General features: G+C 37.5%; 26 protein-coding genes. 10 read left to right on the forward strand and 16 right to left on the reverse strand.

Going from position 1 to position 23,989, the window contains the following annotated elements; translation table 11 throughout:
• Positions 1-49 precede the first annotated feature (49 nt).
• Positions 50-484 carry a CBS domain-containing protein gene (locus ACHUFV_RS09655; protein ID WP_394233526.1) on the forward strand — a complete coding sequence of 145 codons (435 nt, stop codon included), beginning with the start codon at positions 50-52 and terminating at the stop codon, positions 482-484.
• Positions 485-574: 90 nt separating this feature from the next.
• Here the strand turns inward: ACHUFV_RS09655 and ACHUFV_RS09660 are convergent, their stop codons facing one another.
• Positions 575-2,032 (reverse strand): DHA2 family efflux MFS transporter permease subunit, encoded by a 1,458-nt coding sequence (locus tag ACHUFV_RS09660; protein ID WP_394233528.1) that lies wholly within the window; start codon positions 2,030-2,032, stop codon positions 575-577.
• 290 nt (positions 2,033-2,322) lie between these two features.
• Positions 2,323-2,826, reverse strand: a complete 504-nt coding sequence (locus ACHUFV_RS09665; RefSeq protein ID WP_394233530.1) for a CarD family transcriptional regulator — start codon at positions 2,824-2,826, stop codon at positions 2,323-2,325.
• 243 nt (positions 2,827-3,069) lie between these two features.
• Here ACHUFV_RS09665 and ACHUFV_RS09670 point away from each other — a divergent pair, with 243 nt between their 5' ends.
• The gene (locus ACHUFV_RS09670) at positions 3,070-3,507 is read left to right on the forward strand and encodes a MarR family winged helix-turn-helix transcriptional regulator (RefSeq protein ID WP_394233532.1); all 438 of its coding nucleotides are present in this window, start codon (positions 3,070-3,072) and stop codon (positions 3,505-3,507) included.
• Positions 3,508-3,669: 162 nt separating this feature from the next.
• Here the strand turns inward: ACHUFV_RS09670 and ACHUFV_RS09675 are convergent, their stop codons facing one another.
• A complete protein-coding gene (locus tag ACHUFV_RS09675; RefSeq protein ID WP_394233534.1) occupies positions 3,670-3,963 on the reverse strand; it encodes a hypothetical protein in 294 nt (97 codons plus the stop codon).
• A gap of 283 nt (positions 3,964-4,246) precedes the next feature.
• Between ACHUFV_RS09675 and ACHUFV_RS09680 the strand changes: the two genes are divergently transcribed.
• Positions 4,247-4,402, forward strand: coding sequence for a hypothetical protein (locus ACHUFV_RS09680; protein ID WP_394233536.1), 156 nt, complete (start codon positions 4,247-4,249; stop codon positions 4,400-4,402).
• Positions 4,403-4,446: 44 nt separating this feature from the next.
• Positions 4,447-4,989 (forward strand): pyridoxamine 5'-phosphate oxidase family protein, encoded by a 543-nt coding sequence (locus tag ACHUFV_RS09685; protein WP_394233538.1) that lies wholly within the window; start codon positions 4,447-4,449, stop codon positions 4,987-4,989.
• 60 nt (positions 4,990-5,049) lie between these two features.
• Here the strand turns inward: ACHUFV_RS09685 and ACHUFV_RS09690 are convergent, their stop codons facing one another.
• The 3 genes from ACHUFV_RS09690 to ACHUFV_RS09700 form a co-directional block, all read right to left on the reverse strand.
• A complete protein-coding gene (locus ACHUFV_RS09690) occupies positions 5,050-7,128 on the reverse strand; it encodes a HAMP domain-containing sensor histidine kinase (protein ID WP_394233540.1) in 2,079 nt (692 codons plus the stop codon).
• Positions 7,103-7,789 (reverse strand): response regulator transcription factor, encoded by a 687-nt coding sequence (locus ACHUFV_RS09695; RefSeq protein ID WP_394233542.1) that lies wholly within the window; start codon positions 7,787-7,789, stop codon positions 7,103-7,105. Before ACHUFV_RS09695 ends, ACHUFV_RS09690 begins: the two co-directional genes overlap by 26 nt.
• A 175-nt stretch (positions 7,790-7,964) precedes the next feature.
• Positions 7,965-8,732, reverse strand: coding sequence for a DUF3891 family protein (locus tag ACHUFV_RS09700; protein WP_394233544.1), 768 nt, complete (start codon positions 8,730-8,732; stop codon positions 7,965-7,967).
• A 263-nt stretch (positions 8,733-8,995) separates the two neighbouring features.
• On the opposite strand from ACHUFV_RS09700, the gene ACHUFV_RS09705 reads away from it, so the two are divergent.
• Positions 8,996-9,328 carry a hypothetical protein gene (locus tag ACHUFV_RS09705; RefSeq protein ID WP_394233546.1) on the forward strand — a complete coding sequence of 111 codons (333 nt, stop codon included), beginning with the start codon at positions 8,996-8,998 and terminating at the stop codon, positions 9,326-9,328.
• A 99-nt stretch (positions 9,329-9,427) separates the two neighbouring features.
• On the opposite strand, the gene ACHUFV_RS09710 is transcribed toward ACHUFV_RS09705, so the two are convergent.
• The 4 genes from ACHUFV_RS09710 to ACHUFV_RS09725 form a co-directional block, all read right to left on the reverse strand.
• Positions 9,428-9,916: a hypothetical protein gene (locus ACHUFV_RS09710; RefSeq protein WP_394233548.1), complete on the reverse strand. Its 489-nt coding sequence runs from the start codon at positions 9,914-9,916 to the stop codon at positions 9,428-9,430.
• Positions 9,917-10,153: 237 nt separating this feature from the next.
• Complete coding sequence (locus ACHUFV_RS09715; RefSeq protein ID WP_394233549.1) at positions 10,154-11,119, reverse strand: NAD(P)H-dependent flavin oxidoreductase; 966 nt, start codon at positions 11,117-11,119, stop codon at positions 10,154-10,156.
• A 192-nt stretch (positions 11,120-11,311) separates the two neighbouring features.
• On the reverse strand, positions 11,312-11,512 hold the full coding sequence (locus ACHUFV_RS09720; RefSeq protein ID WP_071394327.1) for a cold-shock protein: 201 nt from the start codon (positions 11,510-11,512) through the stop codon (positions 11,312-11,314).
• A gap of 283 nt (positions 11,513-11,795) precedes the next feature.
• Entirely contained in the window at positions 11,796-11,996 is a 201-nt protein-coding gene (locus ACHUFV_RS09725; protein WP_394233554.1) for a cold-shock protein, read from the reverse strand.
• Between the two features lie 372 nt (positions 11,997-12,368).
• Between ACHUFV_RS09725 and ACHUFV_RS09730 the strand changes: the two genes are divergently transcribed.
• The 5 genes from ACHUFV_RS09730 (at position 12,369) to ahpC (ending at position 17,656) form a co-directional block, all read left to right on the forward strand.
• On the forward strand, positions 12,369-13,367 hold the full coding sequence (locus tag ACHUFV_RS09730) for an ABC transporter ATP-binding protein (protein ID WP_394233556.1): 999 nt from the start codon (positions 12,369-12,371) through the stop codon (positions 13,365-13,367).
• A complete protein-coding gene (locus ACHUFV_RS09735; protein WP_394233558.1) occupies positions 13,364-14,155 on the forward strand; it encodes an ABC transporter permease in 792 nt (263 codons plus the stop codon). The genes ACHUFV_RS09730 and ACHUFV_RS09735 overlap by 4 nt, the downstream gene beginning before the upstream one ends.
• A gap of 3 nt (positions 14,156-14,158) precedes the next feature.
• Positions 14,159-14,944 (forward strand): ABC transporter permease, encoded by a 786-nt coding sequence (locus tag ACHUFV_RS09740; RefSeq protein ID WP_394233560.1) that lies wholly within the window; start codon positions 14,159-14,161, stop codon positions 14,942-14,944.
• A gap of 388 nt (positions 14,945-15,332) precedes the next feature.
• The gene (gene ahpF / locus ACHUFV_RS09745; RefSeq protein WP_394233562.1) at positions 15,333-16,862 is read left to right on the forward strand and encodes an alkyl hydroperoxide reductase subunit F; all 1,530 of its coding nucleotides are present in this window, start codon (positions 15,333-15,335) and stop codon (positions 16,860-16,862) included.
• Between the two features lie 230 nt (positions 16,863-17,092).
• On the forward strand, positions 17,093-17,656 hold the full coding sequence (gene ahpC, locus ACHUFV_RS09750; protein WP_394233564.1) for an alkyl hydroperoxide reductase subunit C: 564 nt from the start codon (positions 17,093-17,095) through the stop codon (positions 17,654-17,656).
• A gap of 148 nt (positions 17,657-17,804) precedes the next feature.
• Here ahpC and ACHUFV_RS09755 read toward each other — a convergent pair whose 3' ends face one another.
• From ACHUFV_RS09755 to ACHUFV_RS09780, 6 genes are all read right to left on the reverse strand, one after another.
• Entirely contained in the window at positions 17,805-18,374 is a 570-nt protein-coding gene (locus ACHUFV_RS09755) for a 2,4'-dihydroxyacetophenone dioxygenase family protein (protein WP_394233566.1), read from the reverse strand.
• Positions 18,375-18,451: 77 nt separating this feature from the next.
• On the reverse strand, positions 18,452-19,195 hold the full coding sequence (locus ACHUFV_RS09760) for a glucose 1-dehydrogenase (protein WP_394233568.1): 744 nt from the start codon (positions 19,193-19,195) through the stop codon (positions 18,452-18,454).
• Positions 19,196-19,221: 26 nt separating this feature from the next.
• Entirely contained in the window at positions 19,222-20,292 is a 1,071-nt protein-coding gene (locus tag ACHUFV_RS09765; RefSeq protein WP_394233570.1) for a 2,3-butanediol dehydrogenase, read from the reverse strand.
• A 34-nt stretch (positions 20,293-20,326) separates the two neighbouring features.
• Positions 20,327-21,598: an MFS transporter gene (locus ACHUFV_RS09770; RefSeq protein ID WP_394233572.1), complete on the reverse strand. Its 1,272-nt coding sequence runs from the start codon at positions 21,596-21,598 to the stop codon at positions 20,327-20,329.
• Positions 21,564-21,695: a hypothetical protein gene (locus ACHUFV_RS09775; protein WP_394233574.1), complete on the reverse strand. Its 132-nt coding sequence runs from the start codon at positions 21,693-21,695 to the stop codon at positions 21,564-21,566. Before ACHUFV_RS09775 ends, ACHUFV_RS09770 begins: the two co-directional genes overlap by 35 nt.
• Positions 21,696-21,956: 261 nt before the next feature.
• Positions 21,957-23,882 (reverse strand): XylR N-terminal domain-containing protein, encoded by a 1,926-nt coding sequence (locus ACHUFV_RS09780; protein ID WP_394233576.1) that lies wholly within the window; start codon positions 23,880-23,882, stop codon positions 21,957-21,959.
• Between the last annotated feature and the right edge of the window lie 107 nt (positions 23,883-23,989).

The following is a 23,989-nucleotide window of genomic DNA, read 5'->3' on the forward strand; positions in this document are numbered from 1 at the left end:
GGCGTTTACAACACAAAGAAAGGGATTTACGATGAAGGTTAGAGACTTTATGATTACAAAGGTTTTCACTGTAAAACCTTTCACTACTGTCAGGGAATTATTACAGCTCTTAAGTTCAAATCGAATCGGAGGCGTGCCGGTTGTTGATGATAAAGGTCAATTACTTGGTATGATTTCAGATGGAGACGTATTGCGTTACCTTGCTCCAAAGCCTCTCGGTATTGCTGGTCTCGTCTATATTATTGAAGATGGGGAAATAGAGGATGTCATAAAAGAAAAGCTTGATACACCAGTAAAAGAAATTATGAACAAACGGAATATCCTCTACGTTTCGCCTGAGGAAGAGTTTGACAAGACTATTCGTTTATTATCCCGGCAACACTACAAAAAGCTTCCTGTTGTGAATGGGGCCGGACGAGTCATTGGTGTTATTAGTCGAGGAGATATCATCAATAATATTTCAACAAAGATTATTTCAACATGAGAAAAAGAAATCATTCGCAGAAATATACTTTTGCGAATGATTTCTTCATTTTCATCTAGTTTTCAACAATAAAATCTGTAACTAACGTTTCTACTGTTCGCGTACAGGTTGTGTTGCTTTCACAGCAGCATGCGATTTTTCCTTTTCTGTGCTCGGCTTTGTCATCAATAACGAACAGATGAATGAAATGGCCGAAATACCTGCAACAAAGTAGAATGTATATTTTACGCCAGCCGCTAAAATTTCACCTTGTGTAGCATCCGGTGTGCCAGCAGCGAAATTGGTTTGACCAACTGTAAGCAGCGTAATCGCAATCGCAGTACCTGCTGCCCCAGCAACTTGGTTTAAGGTATTCATTGCTGCAGATCCATCGCCATATAACTCTCGCGGTAAGGCATTAAGTCCATTTGTTTGAGATGGGATAGTTACCATCGTTATTCCAAAGAAAAATATCATAAATGCTGTGACAATCTGCCAAGCAGGTGTTGCTGCTGAAATAGTGAAAGCAAAGATTACATTACCAATTAAGACGATTATGGATCCAACAATCACTAGTATACGTGGTCCGATTTTATCAAACAGCGTTCCGACAATCGGTGACATGATTACGTTAACAGCATTACCAGGAAGCAATAATAAACCCGCTGCTGCCGCACTAAATAATAAAGAACCCTTTATATACATCGGTAATAGAATGGAAGTTGATAAAATGACTAGAATACTTAGAAACATCATAGCTGTTCCTAATGTGAACATTGGGTACTTGAAAACCCTTAAATTAACCATTGGCTTATCCATCATATTTTGACGAATCCCAAATAATACGAGGGCAATCACTCCTACAAGTATAGGTGCCCATACGATAGGAGCAGTAAAAGGAGCTCCTGCCATTGAAGCCAGCCCATAAATTAATCCACCAAAACCTACTGTTGATAAGACAATTGATAAGACATCGATTTTAGGTTTCGTAATTTCACCTACATTTTCTATCTTTACAACTGCAGCAAGTGTCAAGAGGACATATAAAACAGCGCTGAACCAGAAAATATAGTGCCAGCCTAATGTACTAATAACCACCCCTGAAATGGTCGGTCCCATAGCCGGCCCTAATGTAATGACAAGACCCATAATCCCCATTACAACACCGCGTTTATGAATTGGGAAAATGACTAAAAGAACACTTACCATGACTGGCATTATAATACCGGTTCCCATTGCTTGAACAATACGGCCAGTTTCCAAAATGATGAAATTGGGAGAATATGCGGCAAGAATAGCTCCTGCCAACGAAATCACTAGTCCCCCGATAACTAATTGACGAGTACTGAACCATTTCATTAATAAAGCTGAAATGGGTACTAAAATAGCTAGGGTTAATAAATATCCGGTTGTCAGCCACTGCGCAGTAGCCGCTGTCACTGAAAATTGACCCATCACATTTGTTAATGCCATATTTAAAGCTGTTTCACCGAATAAGCCAATAAAGGCACTCAGCATTAAAATTGCTGCCATTATTTTTGGACTTTTTACTTGAATTTGTTCGCTCATGAAAATCTCCTTTTTACTTGTAAATTGAATTTAAGTCAGTGGTACACCTCCACATACCAACTGGTCTGTTTACCACTATATCAATAGTTCTTTTAAAAAATCAAGAACTTTTTAATCATGTATATAAATTGATTTTAAAATAAATTTTCTTTTACAAATTCAGCTGAACCATAACAAAAAAGACGTATTCTAGTTTAAAATACGTCTTTTAAATCTGAAATATAATATGTCTATATAATAGAAGGAAATCGTTTTCAACGTGATTCTCTAGTTTTCTATCATGTGAGATTCTAGGAAATTGACTGAGTGATCATATGGTTTACCCTGTTTTCAATTTCCTCAAAGGACAGATCCAATGACAACGCTATTTCCTTATACAATATTGATTGAATCGTGTGTAGCAGCTTCCGATCCTGATCATAGATTCTCTTATTATTCATTTTCAGTTCAAGGTTTTTCCGCATCAGGGTATTCGCTATTTTGGCAATTTCCATACGATTTCCTGTTTTCACAAGATTGTTGTATTTCATGCTGCGGTGTTTAGCATCTTCAATCCAATCAATCCCTGGCTGATTAAAATAATCCAAAATTTCTTCTGCTTCTTCACAATTCATCGGCTTAAGCATGACGACTTTATCATTATCAACTGGTGTACTTATTGTTAAGGTCGACTGCGCTAATGGATGTAAAACATAATAGGTCCTTGTTACCCCCGAGATTGTCTTATCACATATTTCATCTATCTGACATAGCCCGTGCTCTGAATAGACAATCACATCTCCAATATCAAACATGTCATATCTCCTATTTAGTATATTATCAACTTAGTTTACAAAAATAAGTATAAGCCTTTTTTTGCTTATCGTCAACCAAATTGACATTATTGATTGTCTTATGTATAGTAATAATCGAATACCATACTAGGATCAGATTAGATGGAATACAGGATATTCTGAGAAATATTCCACTCAAATGATGCTTTATCTAGTTGATAATTAACGTCTTTTAGTTCCTAAAAAAAGAAAGGTGTGAATTTGTTGAGTACTGAATTACAGCATCTAGACTTAGTTGATATCCTAAGTGAACGCCATTTTCTTCTACGCAGCATTACCGAAAAATTATGGAATGAAAGCAGTGAAATATATATATCAAACTCTGAATGGTTTATTATGGCTAGAATTTATAAAAAACAGCCAACTATCGCTTATGTATCCAAAAATGTAGATATTTCACGACAGGCAACTCATAAGTTTATCAAAAATCTTGAATCAAAAGGATTAGTTGAGATTCATAACATCGAACATAATAAAAAGGAAAAATCGGTACGCTTAACTTCATTAGGCGAAGAATGCTATGAAAAAAACGAAGCATTAAAAGCTACTTTGGAGAAAAAAATCGAAGAGAAAATTGGAACGGGAAATCTGTCCCTTTTAACAGAGATACTGAAACTAGATTGGGGATTATCAATTTCGTAAGAATTCCCCTCCTGTGCTGTTGTTCCATCCTGCATGCGGCGTTTTCCAAGACTCCTTTTATATACTAAAAAAAGGGTGCTCCGGTTGGAACTCCCTTTTACGATTCTGCACCAAGCACTCTAGATAGAGTTAGTCCGTCACCAACTGGAACAAGCACAGACTCTACTCACTTATATCCGTTATTTCACTTTCCTGGATTTCAAATAATTGACTAAATTCGTTTATGACCATATCAATGGCTTTTAATTCCCCAACAAGCACTTGCTGTATTGATTGAAACTCTGGCTTCTCTAGCTGCTGCAAAATGGTGGAACGCTTCATATTCATTCTCTCTAAAAAAGCTATCGCCCTCCCGCGACGGAAGGTTTTAGCCCCATGGTGACGGGAATGCTCTTTTCGACCATCACCATCAAGATTCCTTCTTCTAGGATTCTCCTTAAATTCTTCGTTTCTCATTTCTAGTCTCCTAACGAGTATACAAAGGTATACATAAGATTATTTCAAATTGTATACCTTTGTATACACAAAGTCAAACTTAAAATCCAAGTATTCAGAAAAAACACAAAGGATAACAATATACCCTCTAGGCTTTCTTTTTGCAAATTTTTAAAGCTATATTTATCCTTTAATTATAATCCATTAAAAAAATTTATATAATTCACAAAATTATCATTATTTCTAATAAAATATGCTCAATGGTAGTATAATAAAATAGAAAGATGTGTTTATAAACTATCACATGCTTGCATATATAGGTTATATCGAAATGAAGCAAAAACAGAAGAATGTATTGACTTTAAGTAACGTGAAAGCGCTTCATACCATTCAGTGTTTACCGTTTATATATTGGAAGCAAGCAAACTATGGACCAATCATTGAAGCAGAAGGAATCTAGAATTCAACTACTGCTTTTCTACCATGAGGAGGATTTTGATGAGAATGGCGTCAAGGATATGTCATGATGAACTGAAAATAAACTCGATTCTTTCACGTACACAGACGGGATATTTAGGGTTATCTACCAGTAATATGCCGTATATTGTACCGTTAAATTATGTATGGTATGAAAGAAATATATATTTTCATGGGGCCGCTGAAGGGAAAAAGGTGGACATGATTCGAGAAAACGCCAATGCGACCTTCGTAGTGAGCGAGAGTTATGGTACTCTAGCCAATTCCACACCAGCAAACACGGACACCGCTTATTTAAGTGTGATGTTATTTGGAAAAATAGAAATGGTAGAGGATATAATTGAGGCAACTGCAGTCATGCAGTGCTTGCTGGATAAATATGTTCCAGGCTATTATAATACTCCGCTCTCTCCGCATCATGTGACGAAATATCAATCATCATTAGGCAGCCATACAGCGGTATACAAGTTTGTTCCTTCAGAGATAACAGCAAAAGAAAATGCTTCACTAGAAGAGAATGCATACTACATCGGCGGAGAAGTGAAAATGAATTCCAAAGTAATAAGCTAATCGTAATCACAATTAAAAAGGAACAGGGTGTCTTTAAGACCTCCTGTTCCCTCTGTTTTATTAAGCTTCTTCCTTAAATTTAGGGATATATAGCATAGCCTTAAATAAATCTCCGTCCACTCTAATCAGAAATTTCCCCTTTTGTATTTCAATTAAACTTTTCGTAATGGATAGTCCCAATCCACTGCCTTCACTTAATCTAGATTCGTCACCTCTTGTGAAGCGCTCCATCAATTCATCTGCAGAAATATTTAACTCATAGGCAGAGATATTTTTGAAGGTTATAAGGATCTCGTTCCCTAAATCTTCGATATCAATATACACTCTCGAGCCTTTCAATGCATATTTAAAAATATTGGACAATAGATTTTCTATGGATCTCCATAGTAACCTGCCATCTGCTGAAAGATAGATTTTTTCCTTTGGATGATTAATTTTAACTACTAATTCTGAGGCTTCTATTTTATCACTGACCTCTCCCAGACCCTGATTGAGTAAGGATAGGATATCTATTTTCTCAAATTGAACCGGGATACTTCCGCTCGAGGCTTTTGCGGCTTCAAAAAGGTCATCTGTTAAGACCTTCAGTCTCTTGGACTTTTGATCCAGCACCTCAATATATTCTTCTATTTTGAAAGAGTCTTTTTCATATTTTAATAAATCTACATAGGTAATGATGGAAGTTAATGGCGTTCTTATATCATGAGAAACATTGGTAATGAGCTCAGTTTTTAACCGTTCACTTTTCAATTCATTATCGACCGCTTTGTTCAATCCATCTGTGATGCTGTTTATATTCGCTGCCAGTCTGCCAAACTCGCCTTTTCCTCCGACTTCTATACTATGGTGAAGATCTCCGTCCTTTATTTTCTCTACCCCTTCTTGGATCGCCTGAAATGATTTAATTTTCTTTAAGGCAAGCCAAGCTGCAAACCCTATTGTTACCGGGAACATGAAAAAGGTTAAAGCAATCAGTATCGGATAGCCAACAACAAGTAAGACTGTTTTTACTCCAATACTTCCGCTAGCATAGACATCTTTAATAAAGGTAACGAATTTAGAAAGTATCACAAAGATGAAGGAATGCTTGATAAATGTTTTATACTTCAAATGACGTATCAGCGAAAGAACAAACGCTAAGCCAGCTGCTGCAATTGGAAGGGTCACCGGAAAGATTATTTTTCCGATTGTTTGAGACGGAACCGTTTGCAACAATAAAACCCACAGCCATATAAGTCCTAAACAGAGGATACCATTTATATCAGTATATAATTTATCTAATCCATTCAAGTGTACTTCTTCATCCTGGAAGGATTTTCTTCCATTCACATGGACTAAGTAGAAAAAGGTTAGGATTAACCCTAGGATAAAGCCTACTAATTGATATAAGCTAGCAGTAGCTGCTTCTTTATTTTCCTTCCATTCTGATATTTTTCCTTGTAAAAACTTCTGGGAAAAAGCGATATACATCACATGGTTTCCAGGGCTATCCATGTATCCTAGATTATTCTGCAGATATTCATTCTGCTCTACTGCTTTTGGATAAAACTCATTTTTATAATTCTCAAAGATCATGTAAGACGGATAGCTTTTAAATTGATCCTTTTCAACCCTTGTACTGTTTGTATAGGTAGTTACGCCATCACTAACATAGAAAATAGGATCCTTTATTTCTTCTATACGTTGTCGTAATTGATGAAATACCTTTAAATCATCTGTTATAAATTGTTCCTTTAGCTTAGCGATCCTTTCCGCGTATAACTCCTTAAACATTTCACGGTTTTTTGCATCACTTACCTCAGGATTATAGCTGATCGAATTAGCCTGGAAGTCATAATAAAGATTTTCTTCTTCTGTTCTAAGTTTTTCTTCACTAATGGTGCCTCCATTTAAAATATGTTCTTCATTTTTATATTCACCGATTAGACTTCTCAGGTCGCTAATAAGAGGCTCACTTTCCCTTGCGTACGAACGACTTTGATAGTAGTCTTCTTCAAACACAATACCGAAATCACCATCATTTACTACTTCTACATCAAAAAATGCTTTTATCACACCTGTAAAGCATAGAATGACCATCATAAAAACAATTATTTTCGTTATAATCGAATGGCTATAATTTTTCAACCTTGTACCCAACTCCCCACACCACCTTTAAATATCTTGGCTCTTTCGGATTAATTTCAATTTTTTCACGTATTTTTCTAATATGAACAGCGACCGTATTTTCCGGACTAAAGGCCGTTTCATTCCACACCTTTTCGTATATGTCTTCTATAGAGAACACTCTTCCAGCATTTGCAGTCAAAAGCTTCAAAATCTTATATTGTACCGGGGTAAGATGGACTTCCTCTCCATCGACCGAGATCGTTTTACTTTCATCATCAATCACGAGCCCACCTGATTGATATACATTGCTTTTACTCTCTAAGCCGCCTAATGTGGTATACCTTCTCAGATGTGATTTTACCCTTGCAATCAGCTCTAATGGATTAAAGGGCTTCGTGATATAATCATCTGCACCAATATTTAATCCTAATATTTTGTCATAGTCCTCCGATTTTGCAGAAAGCATAATTAACGGTATTTTATTTTCCGCTCTTATCTTTATGGTAGCTGTGATTCCATCCATTTTTGGCATCATGATATCCATGATAATCAGATGAATCTCCTGATCATCAATTAACTGCAAAGCCTCAACTCCGTTAAATGCTTTGAATATACGGTAGCCTTCATTTTCTAAATAGATTCCAATCGCATCAACAATTGCCTTATCATCATCACAAACCAAAATGTTCATGAAATTTCACTCCTATAAATGAATTCGTACATTTTCGATCACCTCAACATTATCAACTAAGAGAATCATATCAAGCAAATCTTAACAAACTCCTTATGTAAATCTTAAGATTTTCTTACGATGAAAATTGACCATAAAAAAAGGAGCCAGATGACCTGTCCCCTTGGTTCGCTATTTATTCCTCTGGAACGATTGACACTTCCATTTCTTCATAGGGCTGTTCCGTATAGCACTTTATTAATCCGTATTTGATTAAATCCGGTTTGGGAATGACCTTTTGTTTGATTTTAACCGTGACAGTTCCATCAAAAGGAAATGGACGAACAGAAACGGTATGCTTATTACGCCAGTGCAGCGTCATTTGCGTTATTTTCTTATCTTCCAATTCCACCGGGAGTTTGATTCCATTTTGAAAAAAATAATGTTCTTTTTCCTTTGAAACACCTGGTTCATTTAAGCATAAATAGAGAGAGATGTCATCTCCAAACCGCAGCAGCTCATAATGATAGTTAAATAAAGAAGAATCTAGTACTCCCAGTGATTCAACAATCCGTTGCTGTCGATTCCTTTCTTGTTCGATAAAAGCAGCAGAGTAGCTGGATGTATCATTAAGTAAAAATCGAGAATAATGCCTGCTGCACAAAAGCGCTGCATACGGGTCGTTTTTTTCCACGAAATCGATACCGAAAGTATAGATGATTGTCTTGGGTGAAATCGGATAATTCGCAAAGGTATAGGGAGCCTGTCTGCATTCATTCCAAAAGGGTTGTTGATCAAATGGTTTCCATCCATAATCATGATATTTTATGGCATATTGTACAGACCTCCAATGCTCGCCTTGAAAAAAAGAAGATATCCAATGCTCCATTATTTTACCCGATACGATCGCATGGTTATCTTGTTCTATCAGAATAAACGCATCCTTTTGTTCTCTAACGATCAATTTACTCTCCTCACATTCACTGCCATCATCCCTTTCGATTATTCTTATTAAATTTTATGTTGATAGGAGCAGATTAACAACATCCCCTATATAATCTCTTTCACTTCTTGTATTTCTCCAATTGACAATGAAGGTCTTCTTTTCATTCCCTTTATTGCATATAGTATACGAATGACGTTTCAAGGAAAGACCCTTCTAGCAAAATATGGTTGATTTTAGCTTTTTGATGTTTCACCTTACAGTAATGGATCTGGAGGGATTCAATGGATTTAAAAACATTCGTTAGTTTATATCTAGAATTTTTAAAGGAATGTGAGCAAAAGGGATGGAAGATTGAAATACTTATTGAGGAATTTGGAAATTATCTTTCATCCATCGAAAATGATGAAGGTATTGAGGTTCAATTTTTTATGGAGCTGGATGTAGAAAATAGTGAAAAAATAAGTGACACAGTCAAACAAGGTAAACTAAATTATGGCGTAATTAGAAATAAGGGGGAAGGTGATGTATTTGCGAAAGAAGTCCTAGATGCCTTTCATCAGTATTGGTCAAAGCATTCACCAAAACGAAAATCATTTTTTATCTACAAGCCATAATTCATTTTTCCTTGCCTATCTGCCATAATTGGAACAAGAAAAAAGTGGTTCTTCTATTTGAAGAATCACTTTTTTTGTAGCCTACAGCTGCTCAATTTATCAATAAGTAAGGTCGTCATATTGAGTATACCTTTTTATCTTATCTACTAAATACTGAACGCCATATAATAAATAAGCCTTATAGTGCAAGTAAATGAAAAATTGTATATGGCTTAACCCATTTAGCTTTAAGATTTTTAATTTTTTTAGGATATTGATAAAAAAGAAAGCAAAGAGTCCATCTGCAATCACATTTAACATAATAAACTTTTTAAAGTTTCCATATGAATATTTAAGCAGCCACATCGAAAGTGGCATATATGGACCAATACTATATGGGAGCTCATCTCTTATGAAGGATCTGCGTGGTTCAAAAAACTTCCACCACTTCCTCTTGTGACCATATAAATGATTAATAATCTCAAAGATAACAATAAAAACACCCGCTAGCGAATATCTTTTAAAACTGCGTTTTCCTATAAATAACAACGTTAACCACGGAATAACTATTATTAATGTATTAAAAACTGAGTGCCTCTTTGTTGCCATTCGCCACTTCACCTCAACCTGCTTTTTCAACTCCTTCTTAAGATAGCCAAAAATTAACAAAATGAAACCTCTATTTAGTCATTCATCGTGATTTCCTTTTTGTTAAAAAACAAGCAATCGGTTAGCTAAAATTCTTTTCCTTTGACTACGGACAGGTGGATTTCATCACAAAAAGGCGATTACTGTTCTACAGCAATCGCCTATCTCCTTATGTAAACCACTCAATCATGGACTGTTCTACTCTTCGAATATCCTTCCCATTCGGCTAATTCCTTTTTCAGCCTGATTTATCATTTCATCGAACAATTCTTGAACTGTAGGAATACTGTTAATCAACCCGATCACCTGACCAGCCCATCCAAATCCCTCTGATTCATTTCCATCGTAGATATACCTGCAATTGGCCATACCGCTTATCATCTCTTTCAAATCTTCATAGGTGGCACCTTTTTGCTCACGTTCAATAATATCCAGTGCATATCCAGTTTTCAGAACTCGCCCAGGTGAACCTAAGGATTTCTTAATAATAATCGTATCTGTCTCTTTTGACTGAATAATGGCCTGCTTATATGCTTCATTTGCATGAATGCATTCCTGGGTAGCGATAAAGCGGGTACCCATTTCAATTCCTTCCGCTCCTAAGGCCAAAGCTGCCAATAGCCCACGTCCATCACCAATGCCTCCACTTGCCAAAACAGGAATGGATACAGAATCAACTACACGTGGGATTAGCACCATTGTGCCAATATCATCACGTCCTAAATGTCCTCCACCTTCTTGACCCACTGCCATAATCGCATCCGCACCAAGTTCTTCCGCTTTTTGAGCCTGTCTTACTCCTGAAACAAGTACAAGGGTGCGAATAGTTTCTCCTTTAATCCTGTCAAAAACAGGCTTTGGGTTCCCTCCTGTTATCGAAATAGCAGGAACCTTTTCCTCAATCGCCACTTCAAGCAGCTCTTGATAGTTCCCATCGTGCCTTGCAATCGCAAAGTTTACCCCAAACGGTTTATCTGTAAGAGTTCGTAGTTTACGAATTTCCTCGCGAAGGCTTTCAGGTGTGCGAAGCGTTGCCGCAGTAATTTGCCCTAGTCCTCCTGCATTCGAGACTGCAGCAGCTAGTTCAGCATATGCCAGATAGGCAAGTCCGCCTTGTACAATCGGATATTCTATTCCAAAAATCTCGGTTACGCGCGTTTTCAAACGATCTCTCACTCCTTTTCACAACTTGTCAGCTAATGTCAGCTATACGATAACATATTCGACTTAAGAGAAAGGATTCCTGTCATCGATTTTAAAAGGAAATGAATAATATTTTTCGTTTTCGTAATATGCTGATCCATTTTGGTTCAAAAAAAAACAGACTCTCAATAGAGAGTCTGTTTTTAAGCTAAATTAAGCTTTTTGAACGTTTGCAGCTTGTGGGCCACGTTGTCCTTGTTCAACATCAAACGTTACAGTTTGACCTTCGTCTAAAGATTTGAAACCTTCGCCTTGGATAGCTGAGAAATGTACGAATACGTCTTCTCCTGCTTCACGCTCGATGAATCCAAAACCTTTTTCTGCATTAAACCATTTTACTTTACCTGTTTCCATTATTGTTGCCTCCTAGTGTGGATATCCACACATTTTGTTACTATCCTTGCTCAAATACTTTAGACGAAAAACAAAATTCCCAATCTGTTGTAGAACAAAAATAATTCTTATTTAGAATAACAGATAAAGAATGAAAAAGCAAATCATATCGCCCTTATTTCTGTTATTATACTATTCAATCTATTTGCATTCTATATTGTTAAGGTCTATAGCATACTTATTACGACTAAAAATAGGATAAAAAAAACAGACTCTAAAAACAGAGTCTGTCGGAATGTTAGTATTACGCTTTACGAACGTTAGTAGCTTGTGGGCCACGTTGTCCTTGTTCTACTTCAAACGTTACACTTTGACCTTCGTCTAAAGATTTGAAACCTTCGCTTTGGATAGCTGAGAAATGTACGAATACGTCTTCTCCTGCTTCACGCTCGATGAATCCAAAACCTTTTTCTGCATTAAACCATTTTACTTTACCTTGTTCCATTATTGTTGCCTCCTAGTGTGGATATCCACACATTTTGTTACTATCCTTGCTCAAAACTTTAGACGAAAAACAAAATCCTATTCTCAATCTGAAAAAGAACAAAAATAATTCTTACTTAGAATAACAGATAGTTATAGAAAAAGCAAATATGGTTTCTGCTGCTATTTTCACCTACAGCACTACCAGGATTCCCAAAACAGACAATAGGAGTCATTTACTTAGAAAATAATATTACTTAACAAAATAAAATGAATCTATACAAGTTAATTAATGGGCAACTTACTTGCTAGAATAATATACTCACGTTAAAATTAAATTTTGTGAAAAACAGCTTTGTTATATCATTTTGTAGTAAACCATAGGAGGATTTAAATGAACGTCATCGAAGTTCAGAATTTACGGAAGGAATTTAAATCGCATTCAAGCCGCTCAGGTCTATCCGGGGCTTTTCGAGACTTGTTTACGAGAAACTATAAAATCCATGCTGCTGTTGATAATATTTCTTTAACGGTTAAGCAGGGAGAAATGGTCGGCTACATCGGGGAAAACGGTGCCGGCAAATCAACAACCATTAAAATGTTGACGGGTATTCTTACACCTACATCAGGATCGATTATTGTAAATGGGATGAATCCACACAAACAGCGGGAGGAATTTGTAAGAACGATAGGAGTGGTATTCGGACAGCGGTCCCAGCTTTGGTGGGATATTGCCGTTCAAGAATCATTTCGTTTATTGAAAAAGGTATACCGTGTTTCAGATGAAGATTATAACCGGCATATGGGCCACGTCATTGAAACATTAGAAATCGGTCCATTATTAGATAAGCCTGTACGTAAGCTGTCACTAGGTCAGCGCATGCGCTGTGAATTAGCTGCCGCTCTTATACACAATCCTCCCCTTCTGTTTCTTGATGAGCCAACAATTGGACTGGATGTTTTAGTAAAATTAAAAATTCGTGAGTTTCTTAAGGAAATTAACGAGCAATATAAAACAACGATTCTGTTAACGACACATGACTTAACAGATATCGAAGCCCTTTGTGAACGAGTTGTTCTATTAGATGAAGGGAAAATCATTTATGATGGAAAGCTTAATCAGCTTCAAGCCCATGCAGTAGAAGGAAAACAAGTGGAATTTGAATTTTTAGCAGAAATGCGAAGAAGCAGTCTGCCAGGTACGGAAAAGATCCAATGGGAGCAAAAGGACGCCACCACATGGCTTGCTTATATAGATGGTGACGAAAGGGTTGTTTCTCAATTAATCAGTGATGTCGTACACAAAAACCCGATTAAAAATGTGAGAATCAACGAGATTTCAACAGAAGAAATTGTCCGCAAGATTTATGAAGAAGGAATGGCCCTCTCATGAGTATGTATATAGAAATGATTCGGGTTCGTTTTTTAATGATGCTCGCCTACCGGACAAACTATTATAGCGGCATTCTCATTTACAGTATTAATATTGGCGCATATTATTTTTTGTGGTCTGCGATTTATGGCGGGAAAGAGGAGATTCAAGGCTTATCCATTCTACAAATGACCACCTATGTGGCAGTTTCTTGGATGGCGAGAGCTTTTTATTTTAATAATATTGACCGCGAGATTGCAGCTGAAATCAAGGATGGGAAAGTGGCCATTGAAATGATACGCCCCTATAACTACTTGGGGATGAAAACGATGCAGGCTCTTGGTGAAGGAATTTTCCGCATCTTGTTTTTCTCTGTCCCCGGTCTGATTATTGTTGCGTTGATTTTTCCAATCAGCTTTTCTACGAACCCTTCTACGTGGTTCTTTTTCTTTCTGTCACTCATCTTCAGTTTTATTGTGAATACACAAATCAACCTGCTGACGGGTATTATGACGTTCTTTTTATTTAATAACGCAGGTTTAATTCGCGCCAAACGGGTTGTCATCGATTTGTTCTCAGGACTGCTGCTCCCGATTTCCTTTTATCCGGGATGGGCCCAAAGCCTGATGACCTATTTGCCGTTTCAAGCCATCAGCTATGTCCCTAGTATGATCTTTACAGAAGGCTTCGCCGGCTCTGAGATTACAAACGCTATTCTGCTTCAGGCCGTCTGGGTGGTTATCCTGCTGGTTCCGATCCGCCTGTTATGGTCTCTTGCGAAAAAACAATTAATTGTACAAGGAGGCTAAGGTATGTTTTATGTTTCCATGTTTTTTCAATATGCCTCTCAATATTTAAAAACAAGGTTCACCTACCGTGTAGATACGGCTGTTGAAATTCTTTCTGATTTATTGAATCAAGCCGTGAATTTAATTTTCATTTTAGTCGTGTTTGGACATACTACCCTGTTAAGCGGTTGGAATCGCGACGAGATTATTTTCATTTATGGCTTTTTCCTTATACCATATGCGTTATTCTCAGCCTTCTTTAATATTTGGGATTTTAATGAACGCTATATTGTAAAAGGAGAAATGGACCGTGTTTTAACCCGCCCTGTCCACAGTTTGTTCCAGATTATTATGGAACGAATGGAGCTCGAATCCTTATTCGGAGTGATAACCGGACTTGCCGTTATGGCCTATGCCGGTATGAATCTAAGCATAACTTTCACCTGGTATGATGTTTTGATTTTTATTGTCATGGTGATCGGGGGAATGTTTATATATGCAGGTATCTTTCTTTCCATTGCAACGATTGGATTTTGGTCAGACAGCCGAACCGATATTATGCCTACGATGTATAATATCAGCAATTACGGCCGTTACCCCGTTAATATTTATAATAAAATTATTCAATTTGTATTAACCTGGATCCTCCCCTTCGCATTTGTCGGTGTTTATCCGGCTTCTTATTTTCTCGGAAGGAATGAATGGTATGGATATGCTTTTTTAACCCCTGTTATGGGAATCATATTCTTCGCTATGGCCGTTCTGTTATGGAATACAGGAGTTAAAAAATATCGCGGTGCTGGAAATTGATTCAGGGAATGTTGTAAAACGAGCTAAGGTTTACGTGACCTTAGCTCGTTTTTTTACATATTTTTCAGAATTTAATTGTCTACCTATGCAAATTGCTTGCTTAGATGAATAATCCTGAATCATAATTGAGAAGTTAGTAAGGTCTCAAGATCATGCATTTATCTATACAACCCTGTCTGTCGACTATTTTATATTAAATTCCTTTTTAAAATAACTTTAAATAAGGATTGACAAAACTTGAGTAATATTTAATAATAATAACTAGTTAATAATTATTATAATCTGAGTTAATGACATGACCTTGACAAGGATTATTGCTATAAAAAACTTATCCAGGTGAGGTTTACTTTAAGCCAAACCTTGGTTTTATTTTAAGGAGGAATTCTAAATGCTACTTGATGCAGATATCAAAGCCCAATTAAATCAATACCTTCAAATGTTGGAAGGTCCTATTGTACTGAAAGTAAGTGCTGGAGCCGATGAGGTTTCTACTAATACACTCGAGCTTGTTAATGAATTAGCTTCCATGTCAGATAAAATTACGATTGAACGAACTACTCTTCCAAAAACACCAAGCTTTAGCGTCAATCGCCCTGGCGAAGATACTGGCGTTACTTTTGCCGGCGTTCCACTTGGACATGAGTTTACTTCATTAGTATTAGCCCTATTACAGGTAAGCGGCAGAGCACCAAAAGTGGATCAAAAAATCATTGATCAAATTAAAAATATTGATGGTGAATACCATTTCGAATCCTACATCAGTTTAACATGCCATAACTGCCCTGATGTTGTTCAAGCGTTGAACATCTTAAGTATTCTTAATCCAAATATTACACATACTATGATTGATGGTGCGGCTTTCAAAGAGGAAGTAGAAAGCAAAAATATCCTTGCTGTTCCGACAGTATACCTAAATGGTGAAGAATTTGGCGGAGGCCGAATGACAATTGAAGAAATCCTTGCCAAAATGGGAACTGGCCCAGATGCTTCCGAGCTATCTGATAAAGACCCATTTGATGTCCTTGTTGTCGGCGGTGGCCCTGCTGGTGCAAGTGCAGCCATTTATGCAGCACGTAAAGGAATCCGTACAGGTATTGTGGCGGAACGCTTTGGCGGTCAAATCATGGACACATTAGGAATTGAAAACTTCATTTCTGTCAAATATACAGAAGGTCCTAAGCTTGCTGCCAGCCTTGAGGAGCATGTGAAAGAATATAATGTTGATATTATGAATACACAGCGCGCTAAACGTTTAGAGAAAAAGGATTTAGTCGAAATTGAACTTGAAAACGGCGCTGTATTAAAGAGTAAAACAGTTATCCTTTCAACAGGTGCCCGCTGGAGAAATATCGGCGTACCTGGAGAGGCAGAATTTAAGAACAAAGGTGTTGCTTACTGCCCGCATTGTGACGGACCGTTGTTTGAAGGAAAACACGTTGCGGTTATTGGCGGCGGTAACTCAGGTATTGAAGCGGCAATTGATCTTGCGGGGATCGTAAGACATGTTACGGTTCTTGAATTTTTACCTGAGCTAAAGGCTGATTCTGTACTTCAGGAGCGCCTTCACAGCCTACCGAATGTAACAGTTATTACGAATGCACAAACAAAAGAAATTACTGGTAATGAAACAGTAAACGGAATTTCCTACATCGATCGTGCTACAAACGAAGAACACCATATTGAATTAGAAGGTGTATTTGTTCAAATCGGTCTTGTACCTAATACAGATTGGTTAGAAGGGACAGTTGAACGTACCAACAGAGGCGAAATTATTGTCGATGGCCATGGTGCTACAAATATTCCTGGTGTTTATGCTGCTGGGGATTGCACAAACAGCGTGTACAAACAAATCATTATCTCAATGGGATCGGGTGCAACAGCAGCACTAGGTGCGTTTGATTATCTCATTAGAAATTAATAACTAGAGAAAGAGCTCCTAGCAATCGCTGGAGCTCCCCTCTTTTTTCATTTAGCATGGGTTAATTGTGTATATTTCGTTACATTTAGATATAATTAGACTGAATCTTACCTTTTTATTTGACAATTTCTTTATATTTATAGATAATAATAATTAGTTAATAATTAATATAGTTTATAGGTCATCATGACTTATTTACATATAATATATTTTTAGGAGGAATTTTTACTATGTCTCTAATTGGAAAAGAAGTACTACCATTTAAAGCGCAAGCATTCAAAAACGGTGAATTCGTTGAAGTATCTGAACAATCTTTCAAAGGTCAATGGAGCATCGTTTGCTTCTACCCAGCAGACTTTACATTTGTTTGCCCAACTGAACTTGAAGATTTACAAAACCAATATGAAACTTTCAAGCAATTAGGAACTGAAGTATACTCTGTATCAACAGATACTCACTTCGTTCACAAAGCTTGGCATGATTCTTCTGAAACAATCAAGAAAATCACTTACACTATGATTGGTGACCCTTCTCACGTAATCAGCCGTAACTTTGATGTTCTTATCGAAGAAGATGGTGTTGCTGACCGTGGAACTTTCATCATCGATCCAGATGGTGTTATCCAAGCTCTTGAAATCAACGCTGGCGGAATCGGCCGTGACGCAAGCACACTTGTAAACAAAATCAAAGCTGCGCAATATGTACGTAACAATCCAGGCGAAGTTTGCCCTGCTAAATGGCAAGAAGGCGGAGAAACACTTAAGCCAAGCCTTGATCTTGTAGGTAAAATCTAATTGAAATAACTTTTACTAATAAATAAGAGAGGAAGCTGGTATTATGCCAGCTTCCTCTCTTTGTCTGTTTTGTGCCCTTATTTATAGTTATGATATTCCCTCTTCATTATTAGTTCAGTGTTTATTATAGACATCTTAATGATTCCTATTAAATATATAGCTCCTTATTAATTGGAATACCGTGTTCACGACAGTAGCTTTCATAGTGATTGATGTACCACCAGACATCACAGGTTTCAAGGAAATTGGCATCCTCGTCGTAAAACTCGATTGCTCCATTGAGCCAGCCAAAAAGCTTCACACCATCTGGGTGGTCTGTTACAAGTGTATGTGTCTGACCAGGTGTTTCGTAGATAAAGCCTCCAGGTCCTGCCACCCAGTCGTATTCGAGGTAGCGGACGCTTCCTTCCAGACAAAGCATTACCACCGTACCCCTGTGCTTGTGTGTACCAATTACACCAGGTGATTTGATCCATAGAATATTACTGAAGGTGTTGTTGCGAACATCGAAGGCAAGGTGTTTAATGGCAGCATTATCTCCGAACGGCACCCATGGGCTATCCTCGTCCGACACGAATTTACCTTCAACACCATAGCGCTGGATCTCATCTGCATAAAGTTCTGGAACATCGACAATTTTATATGCGCTCCCTGGAGCTGTCATTCTTTTTAAATTATTTGTTGTTTCTGTCATATTTTTTTCCTCCTTAGATATCATTAATATTTATGATTAATATTTTACTAACACACAAGAAATGGTAATTCCCCTACTAATTGCTTCATTTAATCCTAAATCTATTGAGCGCAATATCCACCATCAACGAAGAGCTGACTTCCTGTTGTGAACTTGGATTCATCTGAAGCAAGATAAAGAATTCCATTTGCAACGTCTATTGGTTCTCCGAAATGTCCCACCGGAAGTAATGATTTGACGTATTCGACATCCTCAACATTTGCCATCAATGGAGTTTGAATATATGCTGGATGTATAGTATTCACCCTAATGTTCAAGCCAGCTTTTGCGCAATAAAGAGCAGCGGACTTTGATAATTGATCTACTCCACCCTTGCTTGCGCTATATGCGACTAGTCCTGGATCACCAACCTTTGAAACGATGGATGAAACATTGATAATGGATCCCTGCCCCGATCGTTTCATTGCTTCAATTCCATATTTAGTGCCTAAAAAAGGACCATCAAGGTTAACGCTAAGAATTTTATGCCACAATTCAAATGTTGTATCTTCTATTGATGCAAACGTTCCTATCCCTGCACAATTTACCAATATATCAAGCTTATTATAGTTTTGGAGGGTCGTTTGGATGACTGACCACCATTCTTTTTCCACTGCCACATTATGCTTTAAAAATAACGCTTCGCCATCATTTGACTGAATAATCTCCACTACTTCTTTTGCCATCTCTTCATTGATATCTGTTAAAACAACTTTTGCACCTTCTCTTGCAAATAAAATGGCTGTTTCTCTCCCAAGACCCGATGCGGCACCCGTAATCAATGCAACTTTTTCTCGTAATCTCATTCCTTTCAATCCTCTCAAAAAATAGTTCAATTCATATTATTACTTTTAGGTGTTACTAGAATTTTCGAGTGGGATTTGTCTGTTAAAAGGGTGTTAAACCCTTCTTCTACTATTTGATCTAATGTAATTTTTTTAGAGATCAATCCCTTGGCATTTATTTTTCCATTTGCTATTAAAGAGATGACCTCTGGAAAAACGTGCCGGTATGCACAGGAAGATCGAATCTTCCGTTCCTTTAAAACGAGCAAATTAGGATTAAATGTTACAGGGTTTTCCCATAAACTTACAATTACTGTTTCGCCATCCGGCTTTACGCTTTCAATAGATTCCAAGAACGAGGCCTCTACTCCAGCGGCTTCATAACTTACATCCACACCTCGATTACCGGTAATATGATGAATCATATCCACGGTTTTGTCCGTTTTGGGATTAATTAAATGAGTGGCGCCGAGTGCTTCCGCTTTTGTTAACCGGCTTTCGGATACTTCCACGGCAATAATTTTACTGGCACCTGCAGCTTTAGCCGCTTGAATGAGAAGCAATCCAATTGGACCTGCACCAAAAACAGCACAGGTATCTCCCACCTTTAGACCACTTTGGCGAACAGCATACACAGCCACTGCTGCTGGTTCTGCGACCGCGCCTTCCTCAAACGACATGTTATCAGGCAGTTTATGCACCAATTGAGCCGGTACGGTTGTATATTCCGAAAATCCTCCCCCATTTGAAGTAAGGCCATGAAATCCTAACTTTGGACAAAGATTATAGCGGCCAGCTTGGCAATAAATACACGTGCCACAAGTTAAGACGGGTTCAACCGTTACTCGGTCACCAACTTGAACATTTGACACCCTATCACCTATTTCAACCACTCGGCCTACAAACTCATGACCGAGAATGACCGGCGCTAACTGTCCTGTCAATGGATGCGGTTCCTTTACTGGGATTGTCATTGGACCCGATACATATTCGTGAAGATCACTCCCACAAATCCCGCCCCACTCTACCTCTATTTTAACCATCCCTTCACTTACAACAGGTTCTTCTACTTCCTCTACCCGGATATCTTTTAACCCGTACCACCTTGCAGCTTTCAACTAGATCCTCTCCTCTTCCACGGTTAATTGAATTTTAGATATGAGTCGGATTCTCTGAAACAGGAGGAGTTTGTAACTCTTCTCTTTTTTTCAACTTAATTGGTGATGTTTCTGTTAAGAACAGTCCAATAACAGCACTTATAAGAGCAAACGCAGCTGCCATCAATAGTGGAGTCGCAATCCCATAACTGTCGGCAAGGACACCACTCAATGAAACAATTCCAACACCTCCGATTAATTCACCGACACCCATAGTCAATCCCACAGCAGCTCCAATATATTTAGCTGGCAGGGCTTCAGACGGAATAATGGACATATAGAGAGCCATTGGTCCTGGTCCGGCACACCCGATAATAACAAGTAACATCAACAGCCAAAATGGTCCGTTAAAATATAAGATGGATAATGGTCCTAACATCGAAATTAACGAGAATATTATCATGGCCGGCTTTCTTCCCCACCGGTCAGACAAGGCAGGTACAACAAATCCCCATACGGCTGCACTTAGACCAACTGCCGCCATAACATAACTCATAATATTAGGAGATACTCCTTTGACTTGAACCAAATACAGTGGAGCAAAAGCAAATAACAGCGTATACCATGGGATTAAGAATATTCCAATTAGAGTACATAACATGATATTTTTGTTTTTTAGCAGCTCCGTTAGACGAACCTTCTCCCCTTTGTTTTGACTAACTGTTGACACGCTTTCATTTGCCGGTTTTGGTTCCTTGACATATTTCCATATTAAAAGTGCTACGATAATACCAGGAACTATTGTTAACAAGAAAGTAGTTCTCCAGCCTATTGAAGCGGCAACAGCAACAAGAACGATCGGCCCCAAAATCCCGCCTAAGAAATTAGATGAAAAGTTTTGCAGAAATCCCAAGTTGAACCCTCGTCGAGATTCGGATGATTCCACAGCTAAAATGGATGTACCCGAAGGAAAGAATGGCCCTTCAAATAGCCCCATGGCCATCCGTATAATGAGTAAAGACATGAAAGATGTTGCGATACCTGTTGTAAATGAGCAAAGAGAAAATAGCAGTACCGTGAAGACTAATACTGTTTTTCTTTTTCCCATTCGATCTGCTAAAGAGCCTCCAAAATATCCACCAAGCGCCCATGTAAGGGAAAAAGCAGCAGCAATCAAGGTGATTTGGGTGTTTGTCATTTGAACATCTTCAAGAATAAACGGCATTAAATAATTTAGTCCGAGTCGATCAAAAAATAGAAATCCCCATCCCAATGATAGAATTAGAAGCAGCCTATTTTCGTAATTCCAAAACTTCCTTCTTTCCATGCCTTTTCACCCTTTCATCACTCATTTTCTTTTCATCCTTTGTGTACAAGTTTGTTTTTCTTGTTATTCCATCCTGCTTGTTTGTTTCCGCTTTCATTTTATAAAAACCCTTTTTTATCTCTTATCGATGACCTCCTTCTTGCTTATGAATTAGCTTTAAATTGTTTTCTGTATTTTCAATATTATTTGAATTTTCTAATAAATAATAGTGCATAATGTGTCAACATACATGCCCTCTTTTAGCAATAACTGCTTCTAAGAAAAATATGAGTCTAGCTAAATAAGACGCAAAGCTTTCTGAAAATAAAAAAAGGCCAGATTGCTGGCATTTTTAATCACAAGGGATTGTATTTGTTATTTAGTTAAATTTCATCATTCCTAAGAAAATGTATACTTGGACGGCCAAATGAGCATCAAAAAAGTCTTGGCTATTTGTTAAATCCAAATGACTTAGCTCTTGAATTCGTTTCATTCGGTACCTGATGGCCCCCATTGATATATTTAACTCGCGGGAAGTTCTTTGCATATTTCCTTGATTCTCAATAAAATAATAAAGCGTCTTTAATAATTCCGAGTTATATTGCTCATCATAGGCCTTTATCTCATTTAACAACTCACAGGCATGATTTTCAAGGTCAGCTAAATTCTCAGAACAGAAGATTTTTCCAATGGATCCAAGCTCACCAAAAAAAATTACCCGCAAAGGATTTCGCTTTAGTTTTAAAATCTCAATGGCTTTTTCTGCTTCTTCGAATCCCTTTTTCAACGTTTTTATCTGTTTGCAAAGGGAGCTAATTCCCAACATGATGTTTAAATCTCCATATCTATTCCTAATGCTGTTAAGGATAGATCGGCCGAATTGTTTTACCTCAAGCTTGGATCTTTTGATTATTTCATGAGGGATTAGAAGGACAATTTGATTTAAATTTGTTGACATAAGACAAGGTTGTCCAATATTTTTTCTTACTTGAGTATCAATCATTTTAGAAATTTTTTTCTTTAACTTAATAAGATATTCTTCATCTCCTTTGAACTCATCCGTATACTCTAAATTAAATAAGAACACATAATGTTCTTGCTTGAGGTTGTATCCTAAAATTTGTATGCGATACGTGATCTCTTCTTCATTAGATGAACCTCTTATCAGTTCATTGAGAAATTCACCCTTTATTTGTTGGATCGTTTCAATGGCTGTTCGTTCGTTTAATAGATGAATGGCACAGATCGTTGAGGCTCTCTCTAAGGAGATGTATTCCAGCTCCTCATAATTTCCATTTTCTTTAAGGAAAGATATGTAACCCAAAATTTCATTTTTTATGATGATGGGTGAGATAAGCCTTTCGTGCAGCCAGCCGAATTGATCAGGAATAGTCATATGTACCGTTCTTTTATCATTTATTACCTGATTAATTTGTTTTCTTAAGGTTTGATCATGTTTCGGAAACTTGATAAATTCCTGAAAGTTATGATTTTTATATCTTCCATTGGATTCTAGTATATTAAAATTTTTATCTTCTATAATCACAGAATGATTTAATTCATCTCCCAAAACTTTCACAACGGATTGCAATCCACCCCCTGCCAGCAATACTTTCGATAGTTTTTCAATAATTTTTAATGCCCTTTTAAAAGCCTCTTTTTGTTTTTCAATTCGAAGGAAGGCACGATCCAACTCCTGTGCTAGATTTTCCTCCTCATAATAATGCAATTCAGTGACAATCTCCGCTCCCCAATCTTCAATTGGTTTTCCAATCAAACGGCAGCGTAAATCACCTTTACCTACACATTCAATTTCCTTAAAAATGATCTTTCGTCCCAACTGGGCACTAACATAACCTCCTGCCGTTCCAACAAGGTTAAAACAGACCGGTTCATGATGGTATCCAAAATGTTTAACATGTTGTTCTGCTTCAACAGAATCATACCAGTAGCACTCTGAATAATAGCTCTTTGTAGCAGGATCAAATGTAAGTTCTTTGATCTCTACGGAAACATATCCAGTCATCCCATGTACAAAACCACCTGCGGAAAGCCATTCGATTTCCGAGTCAAAAGGAAGAATTTCTTTTAAATGCTTTGCGACATTGATGCCATAGCTCCATCCGTACCGTAATAAAAATCCTTTTGCCCTGTCAATGCCTAACGAAGCAATGAGGTCTCGTCGCAGAGCGCCATATGCATCTGCCTCCATTAAAATCATCCGTTTGTTGTTTAAATGGATTCTTCCAGATTCAGGGTAGAATTTGATTATTTCTTCAATATTCATTTTTGAGTTGGTAATCATGCATGTAATACCCCTCTCTTAGTCAATAGTAATGTTACATCGGCATAATAAGAGAGTATGAGAAAAGAGAGTACTCAACCGAATACTCTCATTCCGAACACCCCATT

The organism is Niallia oryzisoli (assembly GCF_043641075.1).
Classification (GTDB): Bacteria; Bacillota; Bacilli; order Bacillales; family Cytobacillaceae; genus Bacillus_BD; species Bacillus_BD oryzisoli_A.